The sequence below is a fragment of the Oscillospiraceae bacterium MB24-C1 genome, from assembly GCA_030913685.1.
In the GTDB taxonomy this organism is placed as follows: domain Bacteria; phylum Bacillota; class Clostridia; order Oscillospirales; family Ruminococcaceae; genus Yanshouia.
In genome coordinates this window covers 1,232,736-1,257,219 of the sequence record CP133187.1, presented here as the reverse complement: position 1 = coordinate 1,257,219, position 24,484 = coordinate 1,232,736, and the positions used below count along the sequence as shown (strand labels likewise).

Annotated in this window: 28 protein-coding genes and 1 other RNA gene; 27 read left to right on the top strand and 2 right to left on the bottom strand. The window is 51.1% G+C overall.

Features of this window, described 5'->3' with window-relative positions; all coding sequences use genetic code 11:
- The first annotated feature begins 9 nt into the window (after window positions 1–9).
- The 27 genes from RBH76_06070 to RBH76_05940 all read left to right on the top strand — a co-directional run bounded on the left by RBH76_06070 (window position 10) and on the right by RBH76_05940 (window position 21,801).
- Entirely contained in the window at window positions 10–366 is a 357-nt protein-coding gene (locus tag RBH76_06070; GenBank protein ID WMJ84981.1) for a YbaB/EbfC family nucleoid-associated protein, read from the top strand.
- A 3-nt stretch (window positions 367–369) separates the two neighbouring features.
- Window positions 370–966: a recombination mediator RecR gene (recR, locus tag RBH76_06065; GenBank protein WMJ84980.1), complete on the top strand. Its 597-nt coding sequence runs from the start codon at window positions 370–372 to the stop codon at window positions 964–966.
- Between the two features lie 112 nt (window positions 967–1,078).
- Window positions 1,079–1,411, top strand: coding sequence for a GtrA family protein (locus tag RBH76_06060; GenBank protein ID WMJ84979.1), 333 nt, complete (start codon window positions 1,079–1,081; stop codon window positions 1,409–1,411).
- Between the two features lie 21 nt (window positions 1,412–1,432).
- Window positions 1,433–1,900 carry an SsrA-binding protein SmpB gene (smpB, locus tag RBH76_06055; GenBank protein ID WMJ84978.1) on the top strand — a complete coding sequence of 156 codons (468 nt, stop codon included), beginning with the start codon at window positions 1,433–1,435 and terminating at the stop codon, window positions 1,898–1,900.
- Window positions 1,901–1,913: 13 nt separating this feature from the next.
- Window positions 1,914–2,123 carry a zinc ribbon domain-containing protein gene (locus RBH76_06050; GenBank protein WMJ84977.1) on the top strand — a complete coding sequence of 70 codons (210 nt, stop codon included), beginning with the start codon at window positions 1,914–1,916 and terminating at the stop codon, window positions 2,121–2,123.
- Between the two features lie 14 nt (window positions 2,124–2,137).
- Window positions 2,138–2,483: a transfer-messenger RNA gene (gene ssrA, locus RBH76_06045) on the top strand.
- A 103-nt stretch (window positions 2,484–2,586) separates the two neighbouring features.
- On the top strand, window positions 2,587–3,102 hold the full coding sequence (locus RBH76_06040) for a hypothetical protein (GenBank protein ID WMJ84976.1): 516 nt from the start codon (window positions 2,587–2,589) through the stop codon (window positions 3,100–3,102).
- A gap of 243 nt (window positions 3,103–3,345) precedes the next feature.
- Complete coding sequence (locus RBH76_06035; GenBank protein ID WMJ85211.1) at window positions 3,346–3,948, top strand: 50S ribosomal protein L25; 603 nt, start codon at window positions 3,346–3,348, stop codon at window positions 3,946–3,948.
- A gap of 322 nt (window positions 3,949–4,270) precedes the next feature.
- The gene (locus tag RBH76_06030) at window positions 4,271–4,984 is read left to right on the top strand and encodes a peroxiredoxin (GenBank protein WMJ84975.1); all 714 of its coding nucleotides are present in this window, start codon (window positions 4,271–4,273) and stop codon (window positions 4,982–4,984) included.
- A gap of 383 nt (window positions 4,985–5,367) precedes the next feature.
- Window positions 5,368–6,492 (top strand): HD-GYP domain-containing protein, encoded by a 1,125-nt coding sequence (locus tag RBH76_06025; protein WMJ84974.1) that lies wholly within the window; start codon window positions 5,368–5,370, stop codon window positions 6,490–6,492.
- Window positions 6,493–6,697: 205 nt separating this feature from the next.
- Window positions 6,698–7,837 (top strand): cobalt-precorrin-5B (C(1))-methyltransferase CbiD, encoded by a 1,140-nt coding sequence (gene cbiD, locus RBH76_06020; protein ID WMJ84973.1) that lies wholly within the window; start codon window positions 6,698–6,700, stop codon window positions 7,835–7,837.
- Window positions 7,834–8,517: a precorrin-2 C(20)-methyltransferase gene (gene cobI, locus RBH76_06015; protein ID WMJ84972.1), complete on the top strand. Its 684-nt coding sequence runs from the start codon at window positions 7,834–7,836 to the stop codon at window positions 8,515–8,517. The genes cbiD and cobI overlap by 4 nt, the downstream gene beginning before the upstream one ends.
- Window positions 8,518–8,522: 5 nt before the next feature.
- Window positions 8,523–9,281, top strand: coding sequence for a precorrin-4 C(11)-methyltransferase (gene cobM, locus RBH76_06010; protein WMJ84971.1), 759 nt, complete (start codon window positions 8,523–8,525; stop codon window positions 9,279–9,281).
- 2 nt (window positions 9,282–9,283) lie between these two features.
- Window positions 9,284–10,303, top strand: a complete 1,020-nt coding sequence (locus RBH76_06005; GenBank protein WMJ84970.1) for a cobalt-precorrin 5A hydrolase — start codon at window positions 9,284–9,286, stop codon at window positions 10,301–10,303.
- Window positions 10,304–10,315: 12 nt separating this feature from the next.
- Window positions 10,316–11,044 carry a precorrin-3B C(17)-methyltransferase gene (gene cobJ / locus RBH76_06000; protein ID WMJ84969.1) on the top strand — a complete coding sequence of 243 codons (729 nt, stop codon included), beginning with the start codon at window positions 10,316–10,318 and terminating at the stop codon, window positions 11,042–11,044.
- Entirely contained in the window at window positions 11,041–11,796 is a 756-nt protein-coding gene (gene cobK, locus RBH76_05995) for a precorrin-6A reductase (GenBank protein WMJ84968.1), read from the top strand. The genes cobJ and cobK overlap by 4 nt, the downstream gene beginning before the upstream one ends.
- A 23-nt stretch (window positions 11,797–11,819) precedes the next feature.
- Entirely contained in the window at window positions 11,820–13,019 is a 1,200-nt protein-coding gene (gene cbiE, locus RBH76_05990) for a precorrin-6y C5,15-methyltransferase (decarboxylating) subunit CbiE (GenBank protein WMJ84967.1), read from the top strand.
- Complete coding sequence (locus RBH76_05985) at window positions 13,012–14,391, top strand: cobyrinate a,c-diamide synthase (protein ID WMJ84966.1); 1,380 nt, start codon at window positions 13,012–13,014, stop codon at window positions 14,389–14,391. Before cbiE ends, RBH76_05985 begins: the two co-directional genes overlap by 8 nt.
- Window positions 14,372–15,457, top strand: coding sequence for a nicotinate-nucleotide--dimethylbenzimidazole phosphoribosyltransferase (gene cobT / locus RBH76_05980; protein WMJ84965.1), 1,086 nt, complete (start codon window positions 14,372–14,374; stop codon window positions 15,455–15,457). The genes RBH76_05985 and cobT overlap by 20 nt, the downstream gene beginning before the upstream one ends.
- On the top strand, window positions 15,454–15,981 hold the full coding sequence (locus RBH76_05975; protein WMJ84964.1) for a bifunctional adenosylcobinamide kinase/adenosylcobinamide-phosphate guanylyltransferase: 528 nt from the start codon (window positions 15,454–15,456) through the stop codon (window positions 15,979–15,981). Before cobT ends, RBH76_05975 begins: the two co-directional genes overlap by 4 nt.
- The gene (locus RBH76_05970) at window positions 15,978–16,751 is read left to right on the top strand and encodes an adenosylcobinamide-GDP ribazoletransferase (GenBank protein ID WMJ84963.1); all 774 of its coding nucleotides are present in this window, start codon (window positions 15,978–15,980) and stop codon (window positions 16,749–16,751) included. Before RBH76_05975 ends, RBH76_05970 begins: the two co-directional genes overlap by 4 nt.
- The gene (locus RBH76_05965) at window positions 16,748–17,092 is read left to right on the top strand and encodes a bifunctional adenosylcobinamide kinase/adenosylcobinamide-phosphate guanylyltransferase (protein ID WMJ84962.1); all 345 of its coding nucleotides are present in this window, start codon (window positions 16,748–16,750) and stop codon (window positions 17,090–17,092) included. The genes RBH76_05970 and RBH76_05965 overlap by 4 nt, the downstream gene beginning before the upstream one ends.
- A 6-nt stretch (window positions 17,093–17,098) precedes the next feature.
- The gene (cbiB, locus tag RBH76_05960) at window positions 17,099–18,079 is read left to right on the top strand and encodes an adenosylcobinamide-phosphate synthase CbiB (GenBank protein ID WMJ84961.1); all 981 of its coding nucleotides are present in this window, start codon (window positions 17,099–17,101) and stop codon (window positions 18,077–18,079) included.
- Complete coding sequence (gene cobD / locus RBH76_05955; GenBank protein WMJ84960.1) at window positions 18,055–19,134, top strand: threonine-phosphate decarboxylase CobD; 1,080 nt, start codon at window positions 18,055–18,057, stop codon at window positions 19,132–19,134. The genes cbiB and cobD overlap by 25 nt, the downstream gene beginning before the upstream one ends.
- Window positions 19,131–20,630 carry a cobyric acid synthase gene (locus RBH76_05950; GenBank protein ID WMJ84959.1) on the top strand — a complete coding sequence of 500 codons (1,500 nt, stop codon included), beginning with the start codon at window positions 19,131–19,133 and terminating at the stop codon, window positions 20,628–20,630. Before cobD ends, RBH76_05950 begins: the two co-directional genes overlap by 4 nt.
- A complete protein-coding gene (locus RBH76_05945; GenBank protein WMJ84958.1) occupies window positions 20,630–21,157 on the top strand; it encodes a cob(I)yrinic acid a,c-diamide adenosyltransferase in 528 nt (175 codons plus the stop codon). The genes RBH76_05950 and RBH76_05945 overlap by 1 nt, the downstream gene beginning before the upstream one ends.
- Window positions 21,154–21,801, top strand: coding sequence for a precorrin-8X methylmutase (locus tag RBH76_05940; GenBank protein WMJ84957.1), 648 nt, complete (start codon window positions 21,154–21,156; stop codon window positions 21,799–21,801). The genes RBH76_05945 and RBH76_05940 overlap by 4 nt, the downstream gene beginning before the upstream one ends.
- 56 nt (window positions 21,802–21,857) lie before the next feature.
- On the opposite strand, the gene RBH76_05935 is transcribed toward RBH76_05940, so the two are convergent.
- Together RBH76_05935 and RBH76_05930 are read right to left on the bottom strand one after the other, a co-directional pair.
- Window positions 21,858–24,059 carry a stage V sporulation T C-terminal domain-containing protein gene (locus tag RBH76_05935; GenBank protein WMJ84956.1) on the bottom strand — a complete coding sequence of 734 codons (2,202 nt, stop codon included), beginning with the start codon at window positions 24,057–24,059 and terminating at the stop codon, window positions 21,858–21,860.
- A gap of 144 nt (window positions 24,060–24,203) precedes the next feature.
- A complete protein-coding gene (locus RBH76_05930) occupies window positions 24,204–24,470 on the bottom strand; it encodes a hypothetical protein (protein WMJ84955.1) in 267 nt (88 codons plus the stop codon).
- Window positions 24,471–24,484: the final 14 nt, after the last annotated feature.

The window sequence follows — 24,484 nt, the reverse complement described above, 5'->3', positions numbered from 1 at the left end:
AACCGATATATGAAAGCGAGACTTCCCGCAGGAATGGGCGGCGGCCCACAGAATCAGAAAGATTTAATGCGCAGAGCACAGAAAATGCAGGAGCAGCTTGCCGAAACACAGGCTGAGATTGAAAGCCGTGAATTTACTACAACCTCCGGCGGCGGCATGGTTGAGGTTATCATGAATGGCAAAAAGGAACTTAAAGCCCTTAACATCAAGCCCGAGATTGTCGATCCCGACGATATTGAGATGCTGCAGGATGTCATTATGGCCGCTGTTAATGAAGCGATTAGAACCGTCGAGGATATCACCAATGAAGAAATGGGCAAGATCACCGGTAGCCTGAACCTTCCCGGGATGCCCGGTTTGTTCTAAGCTATGGCGTATCAGGTCGCGTCTCTTTCAAAGCTTGTCGAGCAGTTCGCACGGCTGCCCGGCATCGGTAGAAAATCGGCGCAGCGCCTCGCGTTTTATGTGCTCAGCCAGCCCGAGCAGTACGCTCGAGAATTTTCGGCGGCGCTGCTCGAGGCCAGTCGCAGCATCAAACGCTGTGCTGTTTGCCAGAACCTTTCGGACAGTGAAAAATGCACCATCTGTGCGAATGAAGCGCGTGACCGTTCTATCATTTGCGTCGTTGCAGATCCGCGCGATGTGATGGCATTCGAGCGCATGCGTGAGTATAATGGGTTGTACCATGTGCTGCACGGGCTGATTTCACCGATGGACGGTATCGGCCCCGATCAGCTCACAATTAAGGAACTGCTTGCCCGCTTAGAAGACGAGGTATGCGAGGTGGTTATGGCGACGAACCCCACGGTGGAGGGTGAGGCCACAGCAATGTATCTTTCTCGCCTGATTAAGCCGATGGGTATTAGGGTTTCTCGTTTGGCCTATGGCATTCCGGTGGGCGGCAACCTAGAGTTTGCCGACGATGTCACCCTCTGCCGTGCTTTAGAGGGTAGAAACGAGATGTAAACTGGTTACCAAAAGAAATTGGTTGGATTTGCATCTGGGGAGGTTGGACATCACGAAAAAGCTCTTTTCAGGTGAGATGTGGCGATTTATAAAATTTGGTTTAACAGGTGTCATGAATACACTAGTTGACTATACGGTCTTTTTGGTGTTATCATATTTAAGCGTTAATATTTATCTTTCACAGGTTATTGCTTATTCCTGTGGCATGCTTAATAGCTATGTCGTCAACCGAAGTTGGACCTTCGGGAGCAAAAAGAACTTTTTTAGTGTGCAGATGTTGCGGTTTACAGTTGTAAATCTCAGCTTGCTGCTTATCAGTCTCGGCGTGCTGTGGCTTGGTTCGCAGCTGGGGTACAACAAGCTCATCTCTAAGCTCGGTGCAACCGCCGTGACTTTAGTGGTCGGCTTTGTTGTTAATCGGCTCTGGGTGTTTAACAGCAAATGAAGTGACAAAGGAGGAGCCAAAATGGCGGAAAAGAAGCAAACCAAAACCATCGCGACCAACCGCCAGGTGCGGCACGAATACTTTGTGGATGAATCATTTGAAACCGGCATTGCACTAAGTGGGACCGAGGTCAAAAGTCTGCGGGCAGGTACGGTGAACCTTAAGGACAGCTGGGTGGATATCGGCACCGGTGAGCTTGTCGTCAAACAGATGCATATAAGCCCCTATGAGAAGGGCAACATATTTAATAAGGATCCCATGCGCGCACGAAAGCTATTGATGCACCGCCGGGAGATTAACCGGCTTTATGGCATGGTACGTCAGCAGGGCTATACGCTTATTCCGTTGTCGCTGTATTTTAAGGGGTCGCTTGTCAAACTGCAGCTGGGGCTTTGCCGAGGTAAAAAGCTTTATGACAAGCGTGAGGATATGGCTAAGCGTGATGCCAAGCGCGACATTGAACGCGCTATGAAAGAGCGCCAGAGATAAGGAGTGACAGGCGATGGCAGGTAATTGGAGATGTCCGAAATGTGGCAACGAGGACTATGAGACCGACCAGTTTCAGGCGACGGGCGGCACATTTGCCAAGATGTTTGACGTCCAGAATAAGCGTTTTTCGACGGTGAGCTGTACAAATTGCCGTTACACCGAGATTTACAAAGTTGACGTCAGCCAACTAGAGAATATTCTTGATTTTTTCACAGGGGGTTAAAACTCCCCATATATGGGGGCGTAAAGGTTTCGACGGGGATTGTGAAGCAGAAAAAGCGAGCAGAGGGCGGGCCCTCTATAATACCCGAACTTTTAAATTTAAACGCAGACGAAAATCTCGTTTACGCAGCCTAATTAGGCTGCCGTCCTACCGCGAAGTACCGCGGTCGCGGATAGGGCGTCGATTAGCGGTCCATTCTAAGGGGAAAGCTCTCCGCACCTTTAGAACATTAGGGGATACCGAAGCAGGCAGCCTGTTTGTCGGCGGTTTGTTGGGGGAATCTTAAAAGATAGACTGCGCTCGGAGAAGTTTCTGTGAATCGGTTTTCGGACAGGGGTTCAATTCCCCTCGCCTCCACCACTAAAAAGTCATGTATGAGTTGAAATCCTCATACATGACTTTTTACTTTATCTGTGTTAAGCTTGAAGGGAGGAATATTTATTATAAGTGGGGAGGCGACCGCATGAGACAGCATCTCAAAACAGCTATCAAAGTGACTTTATTTATCATTATTGGAATATGGATTCTTGATAAAATTCCATTTAATCAAAATATAAATCATGAGATATCTGTAAATATATACAATAACGGTACTGTTATCGACGAAACAACTGTATTAATAAATGGAGAAAAAAGCAATTATTTATTTACTCAAGAAGAAAGGTTTTGGGGAAAGTTTCAAATTCTGGCATATGAAGAATCAACTAGAGAAAACATGAATGTAAGTATCAAATGGAACAATGAGGATAACATGCAAAGCATACTTTATATGCTTCCAGGCGATTTTCCTGATATGGATGTTATGCGAATAATTTTAATAAACGATCAAATGACAAAATTTGCATTGATGTTCGAAGATGGAACTATCGTGGCAACATCAAATGATTTATACCAACTATATATAAAACATATCTCTATTAACAAAACTGGTGGCATGTCAGTTAAGGATGTAAATGGAATTCCCAAAATTGATAACTAATTGTCTTATTCTTATTATGAGCATTCCAATAAGAAGTTCAAATTTTCCTTTAAAACAGTATTATAAATTACACGCACGCATTAAAAGTCATGTATGAGAATTGAACCCTCATATATGGCTTTAGCTTATTATAGTGCTTATATGCTATATACAAAAAAATTACGAAATTTGCTTTATATTTTATTTGTGCTATAATTATTTTTATAAAATAAAAACAATTCTGCAGATTTTTAGTTTGCATAAATTGTTGATTTTGGAGGGATTACCATTTATAACTTAATAGTTGAACGTAGAGACAATATTAAAGCAAAAAAGTTAAGAAGTAAGGGGATTGTTCCAGCATCGATTTATGGACGTAATTTAGAAGAGTCTATTTTGATTCAGATTCCTCAAACCAATGTCAACAGCTTTCTTGGAAAGGTATCGAAGGGAAGCAGACTCACTGTTGAGGTTGACGGTAAAAAATACAACACAATATTCAAAAATATTACGCGTGAGCCTATTAAACAGCAAATTGAACAGATAGAGTTCCAGCATATTGTTGCCGACGAAGCGGTTAATAGCGTAGCGCTGGTAGGCTTGATAAATAGGGACAAGAACCAAAACATGATACAACAACACGTTGAAGAGATTCCCTATAATGCACTTCCAAAGGACTTTATTCAAGACATCGTTATAGACTTGGATGGAATCAAAGCCGGAAGTATTATTAAAGTAGAAGATCTGGATATTGCCAAAAACGGAAACATTAGGATCACCATTCCGGAAGATACCATAGTATTAACTGTTGCTGAGAGAAAAAGAGCGGCTATAGAGGAAAAGACCGATGAGGAGCAGGAAGCTTAAAGTTCACGCGGTAGCTATTTTATACTAAGCATCCACTAAAAACCACGTCAGAATATAATTTCTGATGTGGTTTTTTGCGCACAGTTAAAACGTGCTATTTCATCGCAACAGTGGCCTCCTATATAAAAGGCTTTAATGGGTCAAAGGCTGGTAGACGGCGCGGTTCTAAAGTGTAAGTAGAGTGCGTAACAAATCCAAGCCGACCGATACTCGGCTTAAAACAAAGGCTGATTCGCACCGGTTTTGACACCATTATCATAACGAACACCCATTGGTATAGCTGCATATGATAAAGCAGTGAAACGAGAGAGAGGTAGCAGTGATGGATTTTAGCAATAGTATTCTCAACTGCAATGAGATCATAGGGCATGTCACCATCGGGATGAAAGCACCCGAATTTAGTGGCGACAGTAGCTTTGGTCATGTGAGCTTAGCTGATTACAAAGGCAAGTGGTTGATTTTATTTTCCCACCCGGGTGATTTTACGCCGGTTTGTACATCGGAGTTTATCTCCTTCGCGCAACTCTTTCAGGAGTTTAAGAAGCGCGGCACAGAATTGCTAGGCCTAAGTATAGACAGCAATCCGTCACATTTAGCGTGGGTGTATACCATCTATCAAACAAACGGCATTGATATTCCCTTTCCGATTATAGCGGACCGAGTGGGCGATATTTCGAGACTTTACGGAATGCTTGCGCCGGACATTAGCCAGCAGGAGACGGTCAGAAACGTCTACGTTATTGACCCCATGCAGATTATTCGCGCCATCATTGTCTATCCGATGACTACGGGCAGAAATATCTATGAAATCTTACGGCTGGTTGATGCGCTGCAAACCACTGACAGAGATTATGTATTGACACCGGCCAACTGGATTCCTGGTGCGCCCACACTGGTGCCCGCACCCCAAACTTATGAAGAGCTTTACCGACGGCTGTACGACCCAGCCAGTCTGAATTTGACCTGTAAAGATTGGTATTTATGCTATAATAAAACCAGTCCCTACGAAATAACCGAAGCGCAACCGACTTTTTGAAGCTTAGGCTGTGGCATGCGGGATCAACCGGGTATTTTTAAGGTGGTTGGTAGATTTGTCGTCGGCAACACTTGGTTCGCTACCCTCCTTGTTCTTGTAGGGTCAAAATTTTTTCAGTAGATTCAGTCATATTAAATCATAATTGGACCGCCTTAGTTGGCTAAATGCTCATTTTAGTAAAACTGACTTCTTTCATATAAAAACGCCCTAAAACAATCGCGAATTAGGGTGTTTTGCTATTTGAAAGATAATCTATCATTATTTTATGTCATATATTAGTAATATATCTTGAAAAACCACTAAAAATCTGATTTAATAAATATATTGCGTTTTTAGCAATCTAAAATTTCGTATAACGGTTTTACCATCTTGTGAGGTCTGATATGATCTATGTTCCAACGCATTTTCTAAAACCGGGAATGGTGCTGGCCAAGGACATCTCTGCCTATGGCTCAATGTTTGCCTTGCTTGTGAGGGGACAAACACTGACTGAGACGCTTATTTGTCGACTGCTGGATGCCGGGATAGGCGGTGCTTATATTGAAAGTGCCATAGCCAACGATATCGAACCGACTGAAATTCTAGAACCCGCCTATAAGAAAAAGGTCATTACTGATTTAAAAGGTATCTTTGAGGACTGTGAGAGAAGCAATACGCTTTCTAAGCATGCGCTTAATCAAAGTATGCACGTCGCAGAAGATTTGGTGATGTCCATTTTGAATCAGGATGTCTTTCTTGTCGATGTAGTGACAATTAAAGATTATGACAACTACACCTATTCGCATTGCGTTTATGTGGCTATGCTCAGCGTTCTCATAGGGGTTCAGTTAAAATATAACCAGAAGCAGCTCAATGAATTGGCGCTCGCTGGACTGATGCACGATATTGGCAAGGTCGACATTCCACTGGAGATTATCAATAAAACCAGTCGCCTGACTGACGCAGAGTTTGAAGAAATTAAGACCCATCCACTGCGTTCAATCGAGCGACTGCGACACAATCAAAATTTGACACAACGCGTGTTCAACGGTATTTCGTGCCATCATGAAAAGTATGATGGGACGGGGTATCCTTTTGGCCTTAAAGGAGATAAGATTCACGTCTATGCCCGTATTCTAGCCCTGGCGGACGTTTATGACGCGTTGACCTCCGACCGGTCGTATCGGCGCGCGTGGATGCCGGCCGAAGCAATTGAATATATGATGGCGCAAAGTAGTATCCATTTTGATCACGACTTGCTACAATGCTTTTTGCGCACAGTAGCGGCTTATCCGCTGGGCTCTGTTGTATCCTTGAGCAATGGCGCCATAGGCATTGTCATTCAAAACAACCCTGATAATACGCTACGCCCCAAGGTGCGTATCATTCGAAATGGTGCGGATCTCAAAAAGGGTGACGAAATCGATCTTACGACAAATTTAAAGTATCTGAGCGTTGTGATATCGGGTACACTTAACAACCATGAAATATCAGAGTTTCCCAAAGAACTGCTTTTGATAAAACAATAAGCGGTGTAGGATTAAAAGCGCAGTCGGCCAAGTTGGCGGTTGCGCTTTTTTAACACATATAGGCCAGCCTGTGTAACATTATGCTCCGAGCGAGGGTATGGATAATCGGATAGAGTAACTTCTGAGATAAGCTGACGGCGCCGTGTACAAACGGTGCCGTTTATGGTATTATAAAAGGAAAAACACAGCGGCAGGGGGGAGCAATTTGACGTTTGAGCACTATGTAATTAGCGGGGCTAAACGCCTACGCTGCGGTTATACCACCGGCAGTTGTGCCGCCATGGCGGCTGGCGCGGCGGCTGCGATGCTGCTTTCGGGCAAACAGCACCAAAATGCTGCGCTGATAACCCCCAAAGGCATTCGGGTAGAGGCTCAACTGGAAGAGATCATGCTGCTGCCAGATGAGGTAATCTGCGCTGTACGCAAAGACGCTGGTGACGACTGCGACGCCACCGATGGCATGCTAATATTTGCCTCGGTAAAAAAGCACTGTGGAGAAGATGTTGTGATCGACGGTGGTGTAGGCATTGGGCGGGTGACCAAGAGGGGGCTTGACCAGCCGGTAGGCGCGGCTGCGATTAACTCGATACCTCGCCAAATGATTGCTGAACAGGTACGCATGGCGTGTACGGCTGCGGGCTATGCCGGCGGAATGCAGGTGACTATTTTTGCGCCGGAGGGGGCCGGAATTGCCAAAAAAACTTTTAACCCTAATTTAGGAATCACTGGCGGAATCTCGATTCTGGGCACAAGTGGTATCGTTGAGCCGCAAAGTCTTTCCGCTTTATTAGATAGCATTGAGGTTGAAATCAAGATGCTGGCAGCCAACGGTGAAAAGCGGCTGCTGCTTACGCCCGGCAACTATGCCGAGCGCTTTGCGAAAGAACACTCAGCGCTGAAAGAAATTCCGCAGATTAAGTGTGCCAATTTCATCGGCGACTGCCTCGATTTTGCGGCCGTCTACGACTTTTCTGAGGTGCTGTTGGTCAGTCATATCGGTAAAGCGGTCAAGTTGGCGGGCGGTATCATGAACACCCACTCGCGCGTCGCGGACTGCCGCACCGAGCTGTTTGCGGCCCATGCCGCATGCCGCGGGGCGTCGCGTGAGATCTGTATCGCGCTGATGCAGGCGGCAACCGCCGACGCCTGTCTTGAAATTCTGGATGACGCAGGGTTAAAAGATGTCGTAGCCGACAGTCTGCTGCAGGCGATACAAACGCATTTATCCCACCGTGCGGCGGGTGCATTTCAGGTGGGAGCCGCCGTGTTTTATAACGGCTATACCCTGCTGGGGGTGACGGCGCAGGGCAAGGAATTATTGAGTAAATGGAGGATCAACGCTTGAAGGGAACGTTATACGGTGTGAGCGTGGGCCCGGGAGACCCCGAGCTGATGACACTGCAGGCTGTGCGGCTTTTAAAACATTGTCCGATTATAGCGGTACCACAGACCGCAGGCGGCGGTACGGTGGCGCTGGATATCGCGTCTCAGGTGGTTGATTTAAGTGGCAAAGAAATGATTATGCTGCCCTTTCTCATGGTTCGGGACAGGCAGAAACTACAAGAAAGCCATCGACAGCTGGCTGGGCTGATTAGAACTGCGCTGGAGCAAGGGCGGGATGTGGCGATGCTTAGCCTTGGTGATGCGTCGGTCTATTCCTCCTTTTCGTATATGGCCGAGTTGCTAAAACCGGAGGGTTATCCCATTGTTGTCTCTGCAGGGGTGACCAGCTTTTGCGCATCGGCTGCCGCATTAGGCGTGAGCCTGACCCAGATGAACCAGCCAGTACACATCATACCGGCTGGAGCCGACGACGGACAGGCGTTGGCGTTATTCGGCACGAAAGTGTTGATGAAGGCAGGAAAATCGTTACCGCAGCTTTTATCGCGGCTAAAGGAAAGAGGCCAGCTCGATAACGCTATGTTGGTGCAAAATTGTGGACTGCCCAACGAAAAAATCCTGAAAACCATCCCGGCAGATTTTGATGCCCCGGGATATTTTACGACCGTTATTGTTAAGGAGTGAACGCCTTGATCAGTTTTATTGGGGCGGGCAGTGGCGCCGCCGACCTGATAACTCTGCGCGGCGCGCGCCTGTTAGAGCGTGCCGATGTTATCATCTATGCGGGCAGTTTGGTGAATCCCGAACTGTTGCAGATGGCAAAGCCGGAATGCTCGGTTTATAACAGTGCGCAGATGACGCTAGAGGAAGTCATGGCGGAGATGTTGTCGGCTGCGGCACAGCAAAAACAAGTCGTGCGGCTACATACCGGTGACCCCTGCCTCTACGGCGCAATCCGCGAACAGATGGACAGACTGGATGAAGCGGGCGTGACTTACGAATATGTGCCCGGTGTTTCAAGCTTTTGCGGGGCCGCCGCAGCCTTAAAAGCGGAATATACTCTGCCGGAGGTCACCCAGAGCGTTATTATCACCCGCATGGCGGGCAGAACGCCGGTGCCATCCAAGGAAAGTATCGCGTCCTTTGCGGCGCACGGAGCCACGATGGTTATCTTTTTAAGCGCGGGGCTGACAGAATCGCTCCAGCGCGAGCTGCTTTCGGGCGGCTACAGCCCGGATACCCCGGCGGCGATTGTCTTTAAGGCAACTTGGCCGGAGGAAAAGGTACTGCGCTGCACGGTGGGTACGCTACATGCGACAGCACAGAAAAACAATATTATACATACCGCACTGATTACGGTGGGCGATTTTCTGGGGGATGATTACGCGCGCTCAAAGCTTTACGACCCCGCGTTTACCACCGCCTTTCGCAAAGGGGAGGTGCCGTGAGCATGAAGCTGGCGATGTTGGCGTTTTCCGAAAAAGGTCTGCAGCTCGCCGAACGGCTAAAAGCGTTGCTTCCTGAGGAAATCAGTACCCAACGCTGCCCAAAAGATGGACTGCGCAGCTGGACTGAACAGCATTTCAACACCGCGGATGCGCTGGTGTTTATCGGTGCGACGGGCATCGCTGTGCGCGCCGTTGCGCCGCTTATCGATGACAAAACTTGCGACCCCGCTGTATTGGTGATAGACGAGTGCGCTGAATTTATCATTCCCCTGCTTTCGGGCCATATTGGTGGGGCTAATGCGCTGGCAAAGAGAATTTCTGCATCGCTCGGTGCGCGAGCAGTTATCACCACCGCCACCGACTGCAACGGTTTATTTGCCATCGATAGCTGGGCCACCGAACAGGGCTACGTGATAACGAACCCTGAGCGTATCAAACAGGTATCTGCGCGCTTGCTCTCGGGCGAGGCGATACGCCTGAAAAGCAGCTTTGCGACAGTGATTGTCCCCGAACTGACGAGGGAAATTATTTTGACCGACCGACCACCCTTCGATGTGAAAATCAGCATAAAAGGTGGTAATGATTCGGCGCTGAACCTTGTTCCTCAGATACTTACTTTAGGTGTGGGCTGTAAAAAGGCAACGCCGGAAGCGGAGATACGCGCGGCGTTTGATTGCCTATGCGCGGAGCTGCATCTTGAGCCACGTGCCTTTTGTCAGGTTTGCAGCATCGACCTCAAAGCAAAAGAACCTGGGCTACTGGCGTTTTGCCGCGATGCTGGCCTACCGTTGGTTACCTTTTCGCCTCAGACGCTCGCCATCTTGCCAGGGGATTTTACCCCCTCGGATTTTGTGCGACAGATTACGGGGGTCGATAATGTTTGCGAGCGCAGCGCAGTGATGGGCAGCGCCGGAACGCTGCTGGCCAAAAAGCGGACATATAACGGCGTGACGATGGCGATCGCCCGCGCTACACATATTGTGCGCATTTCAAAGGTGCCACCAGGGGGCGGGGCACTATAAAGGAGAGCATTTATGAAGCTATCTGTTGTGGGCATCGGCCCCGGACATTCCGAGGGCATGACGGGTGCGGCGCATGCTGCATTGGCAACCTGCGATTTAATTTGCGGTTACACGGCGTATGTCGAGCTGGTGCGGCCACTTTTTCCGAATAAAAGTTACTTTTCAACGCCGATGAAAAGTGAGATTGAACGCTGCCGTGCAGCGCTTAAAGCGGCAGAAGACCAGAACGTTACCATGGTGTGCAGCGGTGATGCGGGCGTTTACGGCATGGCGGGCCTGCTATATGAGCTTTGGGATCAATTTGGGTCGGTCGAACTGGAGGTTATTCCAGGCGTGACGGCGGCACAGAGTGGTGCAGCACTTTTGGGTGCACCGCTGATGCAAGATTATGCTGTCGTCTCGCTTTCGGACTTGCTGGTGGACTGGGATGTCATTGAAAAGCGCCTGCATGGTGTGGGCGAGGGCGACTTTGCGGTGGTGCTATATAACCCCGGTAGCAAAAAACGCACCGACCATCTGCGGCGCGCCTGCGATATTCTGCTGAAATACCGCGGCGCTGATACGCTGTGCGGCGTGGCTGAAAACATCGGGCGAGAGGGTGAATCAACCCGGCTGATGTCGCTGTCAGCGCTGCGCGATTTTTCGGCGGGCATGTTTTGCACCGTATTCATCGGAAACAGCAAAACGATGAATATCGGCGGCAAAATGGTAACACTGCGCGGCTATGAGGCGAAGCAATGAAGCGGGTATTAATTTTTGGTGGCACAGCGGACAGCCATCCGCTACTGGAATGGCTGTTTCAGCTCGATATACAGGCTACGCTTTGCGTTGCCAGTAATTATGCTAAAACGCTTTTGCCATGTGACGAGAAATTGGTGATCCGGGTCGGGCGACTGAATATTGCCCAAATGACGATGTTGATGCAAGACAAGCACTTTGACTGTGTGATAGATGCCACACACCCCTACGCCAAAGAGGTCACGTACAATATCCGGGCGGCGGCGCAGCAAATCGGGCTTGCTTACTTTAGGCTATTGCGCCCCTCCAGTGATGAGCAGGGGTGTGTTGTCGTTTCGTCGGTGGCGCGTGCGGCAGAATTGCTCAATCAAAGCACCGGAAGGGTACTTATCGCCACTGGGTCAAAGGAATTGGCGGAATACACGCAGGTGACAAACTTTGCCGAACGTTGCTACCCCCGCGTGCTGCCGATGGTGGAGGCGATTGCGCAGTGTGTTTCGTTAGGCTTTTTGCAAAGCCATATTATCGCCATGCAGGGACCGTTCTCTCAGGCGCTAAACATGGCGCTGTTTGAGCAGCTTGGCATTTCAATGCTCGTCACTAAGGACGGTGGCGCAGCTGGGGGATTCCCCGAAAAGCTGGCTGCGGCCAGCGCATGCAATGTCAAAACGATTCTGGTCAGGCGACCCGAAGATACAGGCGCCACGCTTGAACAGCTCAAAATAAAACTGACGGATTTTTTGAGGGTGAATTAATTTGTTTTCAAGGGGGATAAGGCATGAAGGTGGCAATTGCAGGCTATGGCGCAGGCACCAAGCAGAGCTGTCTGCCTGCAACGCAGCAGGCTTTGGATGTCGCTGGGCTGGTTCTCGGTGCACCGAGGTTGCTTAAAAGTGCGGGCATTGATGCGCCGCGCGGTATTGCCGCCATCAATGCTGAGGAAATTGCCGCCGCTATAAATACAGCCAGTGTCGATTCGGCCTGTGTGCTGATGAGTGGGGACAGCGGTTTTTACAGCGGTACCAAACGGTTGTTACCGCTGTTGGATGACCATGAGGTGACAGTGCTACCGGGCATATCGAGCGTACAGGCGCTTTCGTCAGCATTGCAATTGCCGTGGCAGAGCTGGCGACTTTGCTCAGCGCATGGTGTGGACTGCAACGCGGCACATGAGGTTTCGCGCCATGCCGAGTGCTTCTTTCTCACCGGGGGCATGCAGACGCCCGACGTGCTATGCCGCGCACTCGCTGAAAGCGGTTTTGGTGCGCTGAACGCCTTCATTGGCAGTGACTTAGGCGGTGAAGAACAGCAGATTATAAGCGCGACGGTGGAAGAACTGGCGCGGCGGCAATTTTCGTCGCTCTCGGTGTTACTGGTGCAAAACCCTGCGCCGAGGAGACAGGTGGGCTTCGGCCTGCCGGATACGGCATTTACACGAGGGGATATTCCGATGACTAAAAGCGAGGTGCGCGCCGTGGCGCTCTCAAAGTTGCGGCTGTGTGGTGGAGATATCGTCTATGACATCGGTTCAGGCACCGGATCGGTCGCGGTGGAAGCGGCGTTGATGCTCGACAGCGGACGGGTATACGCGATTGAGCAAAAGCCCGAGGGTTGCCGTCTGACGGCTGAAAACGCTAAGCAGCTAGGCGCGTTTAATCTTACCTGCATTGAGGGTGCGGCGCCTGAAGCACTGCAGACGTTACCTGTCCCCGACGTAGCATTTATCGGCGGCAGCAGCGGTAGACTCCGCAAGATTATCGCGCTGCTGCGCGAGAAAAATCCACAGGTGCGCTTAGTGGTTACCGCCGTGACACTTGAAACAATCGCCGAGGCGGTTGAGCTTTTCAATGAATTGAACCTTCCAAATTCCGAGGTGGTGCAGGTCGCGGTCAGCCGTGCCGAACCGCTGGGGCGTTATCATATTCTAGCGGCGCAAAACCCGGTTTACATTATCAGCGGGGGTGGTCGGAATGCTTAAAAAGTTGCCGCGCCTGTTGTTGGCGGCTCCTTCAAGCGGGCAGGGCAAAACGACTTTAACGCTTGCGCTGCTGCGAGCTTTTCAACTGGCGGGTAAACGACCGGTCGCCTTTAAAAGTGGGCCGGATTACATTGACCCGATGTTCCACCGTCGTGTATTGGGGCTTCCCAGCTACAACCTCGATCTTTTTCTCTCTGATGCACCGACGGCGGTTCGGTTGTTGGCTGAGTGCGGCAGCAGCGGCGATCTGGCGTTGATAGAGGGTGCCATGGGTTATTATGACGGTGTAGGCATCACAGATGAAGCCAGTGCCTATGCTCTGGCAAAAGCGACCCATACGCCGGTGGTTTTGTTGCTTTCGGCCAAAGGGGCAGCGCTCTCATTGGCAGCTACCGTACATGGATTTAACAACCTGCGCAGCCCTTCGCATTTGGCAGGTGTTGTTTTAAACCGCTGCACACAAACACTTTATGACCGTGTAGCTCCTATCATCACAAAAGAGACCGGCTTGTCGGTGCTGGGCTTCTTGCCCGATCTGCCACAATGTACGCTGCAAAGCCGGCATTTGGGGCTGGTGACGGCGGATGAGATTGCTGACCTATCACTAAAGCTTGACCGGTTGGGCGAGGCTGCGGCACAGAGTATTGACCTGCTAGGGCTTTTACAGCTGGCGCAAACCGCACCGCCGCTGGAATGGGCGTCGCAGGTCGTTATGCCGGCACCAAATCGTGTGCGTCTTGCCGTCGCGCGCGACGACGCCTTTTGCTTTTATTATGATGAGACGTTGGCGCTGTTTGAAGCGTTGGGCGTCGAGCTTATGTTTTTTTCACCGCTTCAAGATGCTCAGTTGCCCCCAAAAGCACAGGCGCTTTATCTGGGCGGGGGCTACCCTGAACTCTATGCCGGGCAACTTTCACAAAACTGCGCCATGTTGCAAAGTGTACGGAATGCAATTGCTGACGGCATGCCCTGCCTTGCCGAGTGTGGCGGGTTCTTATACCTGCACGCGCAGATGCAGGATGATAAGGGTGCTTTTTATCCGATGGTGGGCGTCATAGAGGGGACGGCAATCGCCGGTACCCGACTGGGACATTTTGGCTATATCACGCTGACGGCCAGGCGCGACAATTTGTTGTGTCGAGCAGGGGAAACGCTTAGCGCGCATGAATTTCACTATTGGCAGAGTGACAGCTGTGGCGAGGACTTTAAGGCTATTAAACCCGACGGCCGCGCATGGGATGCCGTTCATGCCACATCGAGCCTTTTTGCGGGCTTTCCACATCTTTATTTGCAGGGGAACATCATGGCGGCCAAGAATTTTTTAGCTGCCGCGGCCGCTTATGGAGAAAAATATGGATTTTCAAGAACTTAACCGGCAAATTAAGCCTCCCGACCTATCTGTGGCGCAGCTTTGCCGCGCACGTTGGAATGCGATCGCTAAACCGATCGGCAGCTTAGGTCTACTTGAAGAGGCCGTTATTAAAATAGCGGCGCTCACCGGCAGCGACCTACCGACCATCCAGCATCGTGCGGTGCTTGTGCTCTGTGCCGATAACGGCGTTGTTGCTGAGGGTGTCACCCAGACCGGTAGCGAAATTACCACTTTGGTGGCCAAGAACATTGCGCAGGGACATGCTTGTATCCGCTATATGGCAAAACGGGCTGGCATGGATGTTTTCGCGGTGGATATGGGAATGAATCAACCGCCCGATTCCAAGGGGATTCTAGATTATGCTGTAGCGCGTGGTACCAAAAACTTTGCCCAAGAGGCCGCGATGACAGCGGATGAAGCCGAGCAGGCCATCCGGCGTGGTATGAAACTGGTGCGCCGCTGCAAGCAGCAAGGCTATCAACTGCTGGCTACCGGCGAAATGGGTATCGGCAACACCACCACGGCCAGCGCTGTCTCGGCGGTGCTGCTAGGTAAGGCGGTTACAAAGGTCACCGGGCGTGGGGCGGGACTGTGTGATCAGGCCATGCGCAAAAAGATCCGGGTGATTCAAGGCGCGGTTCGGCTGCACGCACCGGATTCCGAAGATCCGTTTGGTGTGCTTCGAACACTGGGCGGGCTGGATATTGCGGGACTGACCGGTGTTTTCTTAGGCGGTGCGCTTTACCGGGTTCCAATACTTATTGATGGATTTATCAGTTCGGTGGCGGCGCTCTTGGCTGCGCGGCTTTGCCCCAATTCTGTGCAGGCAATGCTGGCGACCCACGTTTCTTCCGAGCCAGCCGCCGCTATGATTCTGGGCGCTATCGGGTTAAAACCGATGATTACGGCCGAAATGCGTCTCGGAGAGGGTACGGGGGCGGTTTGCGCCGTCCCGATGGTGGATATGGCGCTGGAGGTTTATAAAAATATGGCGACCTTTGAACAGATCGGCATGGATGCCTATAAGTCACTCGACGAGCACAAAGAAAGCGTCGTGGCTAAATGACAACGCTTGTGATTGGCGGCGCCGCCAGCGGCAAGAGCGAATATGCCGAGTCGCTGCTCGTAAGTGCCAAAAAAAAGCTTTATATCGCGACAATGCAGCCCTTTGGGCAAGAGGCTCAGCAGCGCATCAAACGCCACCGCAGTTTGCGTGCAAGGAAGGGTTTCGAGACGCTGGAGCGGTTCACCGCGCTGGGCGATTTGACCGACGCTGAACTGCCCGACGGCTGTTCGGTTTTGTTGGAATGTTTGGGAAATCTGGTGGCGAATGAACTGTTTTCGCCTGACGGTGCAAAAGAAGAGGCCGAAAATGCCATTCTCGATGGCATGAAGTTTCTCGCAGGCCGATGCCGCCACCTGGTGGTGGTGACCAACGACGTTTTTTCCGACGGCATCACCTATGACGCGGATACCGAGCGCTATCTCACGCTGCTTGGCTGTTGCAACGCGATGCTGGCTGCACAGTTTGATGCGGTTGTCGAGGTGGTGTGCGGCATCCCGATTGTATTGAAAGGGGCGACAACATGACGATTCTGAGGTCTATCGCGCTGGCATTTGCCATGTTTTCGCGCCTGCCCGTCCCAAAGGTGAGTTGGAACGCACGAAACATGCGTTATATGATGGTGGGGTTCCCGCTGGTGGGTGCGGTGATTGGGCTACTGCTTTTTGGCTGGGTCGTCGTTTGTCGATGGCTCGATCTGGGCGGAGTACTCACCGCCTGCGGTCTGACGCTGCTACCCATCGGTGTTACAGGGGGCATTCATCTTGATGGTTTTTGCGATACGGTTGATGCACTTTCTAGCCACGCTGACCCGAAACGTAAATGTGAGATTTTAAAAGATCCGCACACGGGTGCGTTTGCGGTCATCGGGCTAATGTGCTATCTACTATTGTATTTTTCGCTCTGCTATACGCTGGTACTATCTCGCCCTGCGCTGTTACTGTTGATGTGCATACCGGTTTTAAGCCGTGTGCTTAGCGCCTTTGCAGTGATCAGCCTCCCGTGTGAGGGCGGGGCGGGGACACTGCATAGCTTTGCCGATGCCGCCAATAAGAGGGCGGTTTCCGGGGTGCTTTTTATTTTACTGGCGGCCTGTTTAGCGGTGATGCTGACCGTTTCGCTTGCAGGTGGCTCGTGGATTCTACAGACGGCGATGGGCTGTTATTGGTGGTTAGTGCATGTGGCTAAAAAGGAATTCGGTGGCATGCGGGGCGACTTAGCGGGTTGGTTTTTACAGCTTTGCGAGCTGCTCTGTCTGGGTATGTTAGTGATTAGCCAAAAGGGGGGCTGGCTATGATTTTGATTATCGGCGGGGCGCACTGTGGCAAGCGTAATTATGCCGCTACATATTTGGGTTATGACTTAAAACATATGTCTAATCAACTACACGGTGCCCCAGTGCTTTATGACCTTCAAGCGTTGCTGCAAGAATGCGCTGATTACGAGATCATTTTGCCCGCCTTGCGCCAAAAGCAGGTGATTATCTGCAACGAGGTTGGCTGCGGCGTGGTGCCGATGGACGACCACGAACGGACGTGGCGTGAAACGGTGGGCCGGGTCTGCTGTATGTTGGCGCGCGAGGCTGACAAAGTCATCCGGGTACAGTGTGGCATTGGAACTGTCATCAAGGGGGAATGAGGGCGTATGGCGGTCTTGACGGCAATTCTATTGGGATTTGGGTTGGATTGGCTTTTTGGTGATCCAGTTTTTATACCCCACCTTGTGGTGGGCATCGGTAAAATCATTACCCGTTTTGAACGCGGGTTGCGCAAAGCGTTTTTTAAAACCCCTAACGGAGAGCTGGCAGCGGGAACAGTTTTGGCTATCGGTGTCCCGCTTGTTTCTTTTGGGGTATGTCATCTGGTGCTGTGGCTTAGTGGGTTGATCCACCCAGCCGTACGCCTGACGTTGGCAGGCTTTGTCTGTTGGCAGTGCCTTGCCGCACGGTCGCTGGCGCAGGCGGGGGAACGGGTGGAGAAGGCACTGGCGTCTTCAAAAATCAACGATGCGCGCCGAGCCGTGGCGCAGGTGGTGGGGCGCGATACTGCGGCGCTTGACCGCCCCGATATTATACGGGCGGCGGTGGAAACGGTGGCTGAAAACACCTGTGACGGGGTCATTGCACCTTTGTTTTGGCTGACTGTCGGCGGTGCGCCGTTCGGCGTATTGTATAAAGCGGTCAATACGCTTGACAGCATGGTGGGCTATAAGAACGAGAAATATCTTTACTTCGGCCGGGCCTCCGCACGGCTGGATGATGTGATGAACTACATCCCCGCGCGCATATCCGCGCTGTTGATGATTGCATCGGCGTGGCTTTGTAGGTTTGACGCCGAAAATGCTTGGCGAATTTTTAAGCGAGACCGCTATAATCACAAAAGCCCCAACTCGGCACAGAGCGAATCGGTCTGTGCCGGGGCGCTAGGTATCATACTCGGCGGCAATGCGGTCTATTTTGGTAAACTGGTGAAAAAGCCGACCATCGGCGACGCGCTGCGCGACTGTGAACGGCAAGACATTGGCCGCGTGAACCGTTTGATGCTTTGCACGGCGGTACTGGGGTTGCTGATGGTGATACTGATAAGGGGGATTCCGGTTTTATGGACGATTGTTGCGGCGCGCTGATACACGGCGGTGATGCCCAAAGCTTTGTTGCGCGATATGGGATGGCTCCGCTGGATTTATCCGCAAATGTTAACCCGCTTGGGGTACCCGATGGGGTTCGTCGGGCGATCTGTCAAGCGGCAATCGACGCTGACCGTTACCCAGACCCAATTTGTCGGGATTTGCGATCGGCGATTGCGAACAGCGAGGGCATCAAATCCCATCAGATTTTCTGTGCCGCCGGTGCGGCAGAAATTATCTATCGGTTGGCATTGGCGCTAAAGCCGAAGCATGCGCTGATACCGGCGCCCACCTTTGCGGAGTACAAGCTGGCACTGAGTCGTCAGGGGTGTGCGGTTGAACGGCACCTGCTCCAACCTGAAGACGAGTTTACCTTGACCCAAGCGATTTTGCCGCAGCTACACGCCGGCATTGACGTGATGTTTTTATGCAACCCCAATAACCCGACGGGCAAGTTGATCGATACTGCACTGCTAGAGACAGTGTTAGCGCGTTGTGAAAAATATAATATTTGGCTGGTGGTGGATGAGTGCTTTCTCGGCTTTACACCAAAGCCTGAAGCTCATACACTGAAGCCCATGCTTTTGCAATATAAAAAACTAGTTGTGCTCAAGGCGTTCACCAAAATCTACGGTATGGCCGGGGTGCGGCTGGGCTATTGCCTGTGCAATGATGTGGGACTGATACAGCGGCTGTATGAGGTCGGACCGCCATGGAATGTCTCGTCGCTGGCACAGCGCGCGGGCATTGCCGCATTGAGCGAGCGGGATTATCTTAAAGAAAGCCGCATGATGATTGCTGCTGAGCGCCCGCGTGTTCAGGCTGCGCTGACTGCCGTTGGCTTTCATGTCGTTACAAGCGAGACCAATTATATTTTGTTTTTTTGTCCACTGCCCCAGTTTGGCGAAAAGCTATGCCAAATGGGTGTGCTGATTCGCAGTTGCGCCAATTTTGAAGGGCTGGGCGAGGGATGGTACCGCGTAGCAGTTCGAACGCCGCCGGAAAACAACCGACTGATTTTAGCTATTAAACAGATCACGGAGGGGATACAATGAAAAAAGCACGTCCAATTATGATACAAGGGACAACGTCTAATGCGGGAAAAAGCATTGTCGCAGCGGGGCTGTGCCGCGTTTTTATGCAGGACGGCCATCGCGTCGCCCCCTTTAAAAGCCAGAATATGGCACTTAATAGTTATGTTACGCTCGACGGGCTTGAAATGGGTCGCGCACAAGTGACGCAGGCGCAGGCGGCAGGTCTTGAGCCGGATGTGCGTATGAATCCAGTGCTTCTTAAGCCCACGACCGACGTGGGTAGTCAGGTGATTCTTAACGGTGAGGTGGTCGGTAACATGTCGGCCATGAATTATTTTAAGTATAAGCGTACGCTACGCCCCGAGGTGCAAAAGGCCTATGAATCGCTGGCGGCCGAGAATGATATTGTCGTCATTGAGGGCGCGGGTAGCCCGGCGGAGATTAATTTGAAGGCTGAGGATATTGTAAACATGGGCATGGCGCAGATGGCCGACGCGCCGGTGTTACTGGTGGCGGATATTGACCGCGGCGGCGTATTTGCCAGCATCTATGGCACTATCGCGCTGCTGGAGCCCGAGGAACGTAGTCGTATAAAAGGTGTCATTATCAATAAATTCCGCGGAGATAAAGCTATATTGCAGTCTGGGATTGACATGATCGCCGAGCTGACAGATATTCCGGTATTAGGTGTGTTGCCCTATTTGAACATTGACATCGACGATGAGGACAGCTTGACCGACCGGTTCTCACGACAGCCGAACGAACACTGCCCACTGGATATTGTGGTGGTACGGTTGCCGCGCATTTCTAATTTTACCGATTTTGACGCGCTGGCACGCCATCCGTCGGTAGGTCTGCGCTATGTTGGTGCCGCGGACGAGCTGGGCAGTCCTGATCTGGTTATTTTGCCTGGCAGCAAAAGCACGATGGCCGATCTGCTGTGGATGCGCCAAAACGGTTTGGAATCGGGGATTAAAAAGCTGGCGGCCTCAGGAACACTTGTCGCAGGTGTGTGCGGCGGTTATCAGATGTTGGGTAGACTTTTGAAAGACCCCTACAATGTGGAAGGTGGCGGTGAGTTGCGCGGCATGGAGCTGCTGGATACCGAGACGGTGTTCTCCCCCGAAAAGGTACGCACCCGCATCAGCGGCAAGGTTAGCACACTGACCGGTGAACTTGAGGCACTTTCCGGCGCGGAGCTTTTTGGGTACGAAATCCACATGGGCAACACCAAGCTGCGGGGTAGAACGCGACCATTTACCGTGTTAGAAGGCAGCATCGGTGACGGTGCAGTTTACGAAAATGTCTTTGGCAGTTATGTACACGGGTTATTTGACGGCGGGTTGGGTAATGCGCTGGTAAATCTCTTGCTGGCGCGCAAAGGTCTATGTGCTGAGGGCGGTGAGCAGATTAGCGCCGCTCAGCACCGTGAGCAACAGTTTGATTTTCTAGCCGCAGCCATTCGCGAGAGCTTTGATATGACGGCCATCTATAAAATTATGGAGGAGGGCGCTTGATGGACAAAGGGCTGGTGCATCTCTATTATGGTGACGGCAAAGGCAAGACCACGGCGGCGCTAGGGTTGGCTATGCGCGCATTGGGTTACGGTAGACGGGTTGTGTTGTTGCAGTTTTTAAAGAATACCCCCTGCGGAGAGTTGGTGGCACTGGCGCGCCACGACGGCATGACGGTGTTGCGCGGCAAAGCTGGGGCACACTTTACCTTCGCCATGACCGAGGAAGAGCGTACACAAACCAAGGCGATTCACGAGCGCAATTTGGCGCAGGCGATGGCGTTGGTGCAGGCGCAGAAATGTGACCTGTTGATACTCGACGAGGTCACCGACGCGCTACAAACCGGCCTGCTGGATGAAGATTCATTGCGTAAAGTTGTACTGAAAAAATCTAACAGTCTGGAGTTGGTTATGACGGGGCACCACGCAGTGAGCTGGCTAGTACAGGCGGCTGATTATGTCACCGAGATGAAAAAGTGCAAACATCCGTTTGATCGAGGCGTACCCGCAAGAGAAGGGGTGGAGTTTTGACCGGCTGGAGAGCGCTGCCGCCCGCTGAGATCGAGCGGCGAAGTTTCGAGATCATCACCCAAGAGTTGGGCGAAACCGATTTTTCATCCGTGGAACTTTTGGTGCTAAAAAGGGTGATACACACCACCGCCGATTTTGAATATACCAAAACACTTTATTTTTCACAAAATGCTGCTGAACAGGCGATAACATTGCTGATGAGGGGGGCGCATATCCTAACTGATACCAATATGGCCAAAGCTGGTGTGAATAAAACTGCTCTTGCCAAGCTGGGCGGCGATGTGCACTGCTTTATGGCGGACGAACAGGTGGCGCAACAGGCTAAGGAGCGGGGCATTACACGTGCGGCAGTCAGTATGGAGAAAACAGGCGAGCTGCCCCGCCCGCTTATTGTTGCGGTTGGCAATGCGCCGACGGCGCTGCTTAGGCTGCACGAAATGATAGCTGAGGGCGTTTCTGCTCCCGATTTGATTATTGCTGCGCCGGTGGGTTTTGTTAACGTCATCGAGAGCAAACAGGTGATTGAGGCGGGCGATATACCATGTATCGTTGCCCGTGGTCGCCGTGGCGGTAGCACAGTGGCGGCAGCTGTTTGTAATGCGTTGCTATATGAGGCGGTTAGACGCGTGAAAAAATTAGAATAAAGAGAAACAGCGCTTGCAGGCATATCTTGCCTTGCAGGCGCTGTTTTGAGATTCAACTATTCCTCCATCTGCTTACCAAGGAAGCCGGCAGCGACATTAATCAGCTTGATTTCGGCATCGGTGGCGGTGCCGCCCTCATCACCAAGCATAAACATAATTGCGCCGCATACATCGCCCGAAGTGACTATGGGCGCCGCAACCAGCGCATAGCGGTCAATACCTTCAACCGGCTGAAAGTTTTTTGTCTCACTGCCGGAAACGGCATGCGTTCGGCGGGATTCCATCAGCTCTTCGAGTGAGGGGGAAACACGCCGCTCTAAAAGTTCTTTCTTCGGCAGCCCAGCAACAGCAATTACATGGTCACGGTCACAGACCACAACGGGGTATCCTCCGGCTTTTTGAAGCACTTCGGCATATTGGGCGGCAAAAGCCCCTAGTTCGCCGATGGGCGAATACTTTTTAAAAATGACTTCTCCGTCGTTATCAGTGTAAATTTCCAGCGGATCGCCGTCACTGATAACATTGACATCATAGACCTTGTCCTTTCGCTTTGCGCTTACTTGGACTACCTGGGTCTTTAAGCTATCCATGATGCCTTGATTAAAATTTCCGGTGGCCCCCACTGTGACAGGCGTTTTATTTTCGCACGCTGTTGTAAGCAGTTCCTGTGGCATACCGCTTTTTATAATAGAATCAATATCCGCTTTTAGCAAGACCTCAATATGATCTTCATACACGAGAATCTTTTCGATAATTAGCTCTAAGTCGGTGCGCTCGAGTGCAGGCTTGTTTAAGATATCCTCAAACACGTCGATGGCCGTTTTGGCGATTCGGTTGACGCGGATGATGGTATTGCGCCGATCCACGGTCAGCGTAATCTGGCTTTGCAGCCCCGCGATGCGCTGCATCAAATCGTTTTCCATCTCGTCGTAGGTTTCTTCGAGGAGTGTTTCTCGCTCGGGGTGCTTCATAATGTCGCGGATGCGCTGACGCTTGGTGGCTTTCAGTTCCTCTTGAAGTTCTGCGAGTACCTTTTCGAGATTTTCGGCCGACTGCTCGCTTTCGGAAATATCGGCGGCCTCTTTTTCGATATCGGCGTTTAGGCGCTCTATCATATCGGCGGAGTTTTCTTTAACCTTGCGAATATAACCGCGTATGACCTCATCTAGCATATCCACGCGGATGTGGTGGCTTGTGCAGGCGGAAAGCCCCCGGCGGTGATAGGCCCCGCAGCGATAGGCATCACGCAGGTCGGATCGGCTCATGGCAAACATCGGCGAGCCGCAGTCGCCGCAGACCAGAAAGCCTGAATAGATGTTGTCGTTGATCTTCACGCCACGGTAATTAGAGGTGGTGCGTTTTTTGCGAAGCTCCTGCGTCGTGGCGAATGTGCGGTAGTCAACAATCGGCTCATGGTGGTTTTCAAATACGACGTGTTCGTCGCGATCGCGCTTTAAGTCCGAGCCGTTGATCTTTTTGCGGGTGAATTTACCCTGGCGCAGCGTACCGATGTAGAAGTCGTTATCCAAGATGCCCTGTATCGTGATGATGCTCCACGCGCTTTTGACTTCACGGCGGCATTCTTCGCCAACAGCTTCTTTACGATTTTTTTCGGACATGCGAGGGGTAGGGATGCCCAACTCGGTCAGGTGATTGGCGATTTTGCGATAACCCCAACCTTGATTGTAAAGCTCGAATATTTGTTGTATAATGGCAGCTTCTTCTGGGACTATAGAAAAATTCTGCGTCTTGTCTATAATATAGCCGTATGGCGCGGCGCAAATCCACTTGCCATCCGCCTGTCTGCGGCGAACTACTGAACGCACCTTTTTGCTAGTGTCGGTGACCGGCATTTCGTTAATTAAAAACTGGAACTGGATTTTCAGCCAGTCGTCGTCATTTGGAAAGTCAATGCCGTCGCCGATAGAAATGATGCGCACACCTGCGTCGCGCAAGTCTTCAAGCTCAACAAGCCCGCGGCTGTTACGACGCGAGAAACGTGAGAAATCTTTGACGATGAGAATATCCCGCTGGTGGCTGACCAGCTCGCGGCGCATCAACTGATAACCCTCGCGCTGTTCAAATGTGTAACCTGAACGGTCACGGTCTTCGTAAAATGTCAGGGTGCTGTTTGGGAAGCGCTGCCTGACAAAATCCGCGATAATCGCTTTCTGGTTTTCAATGGAGGTATTGTCGCGGTCAAGTTCCTCATCGACAGAGATTCGGCAGTAGCCTGCTATGTCAAAACGTTCTATCAATACAATCACCTTATTATTCTTATCATATAACGACATTGTATCATAAGCGCAATCCAATAGCAAATGTCTGTAAAAAAATGAGCGCAGTAGGATAAAAACAAAGGCTTGGACAATACATAAAATCGTTGTCCAAGCCTTTGTTTTTTATACCGCAATGGCATTGTCAGACTGCTTGTCCCGCTCGATTTCCAGCCGAGCAAGGTGCTTTCGGTTGTGGCATAGCAGGTCACTGGTGGCGTTGCCCAGATTGCGGTTGCCGGATGTCATCACGGCAACCAGATACTTTTGCGTTCTGTATTGATTGTAAAGCGGCTTCAGGCTTTCGCGCAGGGCAGCATCCTGCTGCTCTGCGTTGTTCAGCCATACCTGAACGATTTTAGCCTGCTTGTTTATTGTTATTTCCAAAGGCATACTGCCCTCCTTCC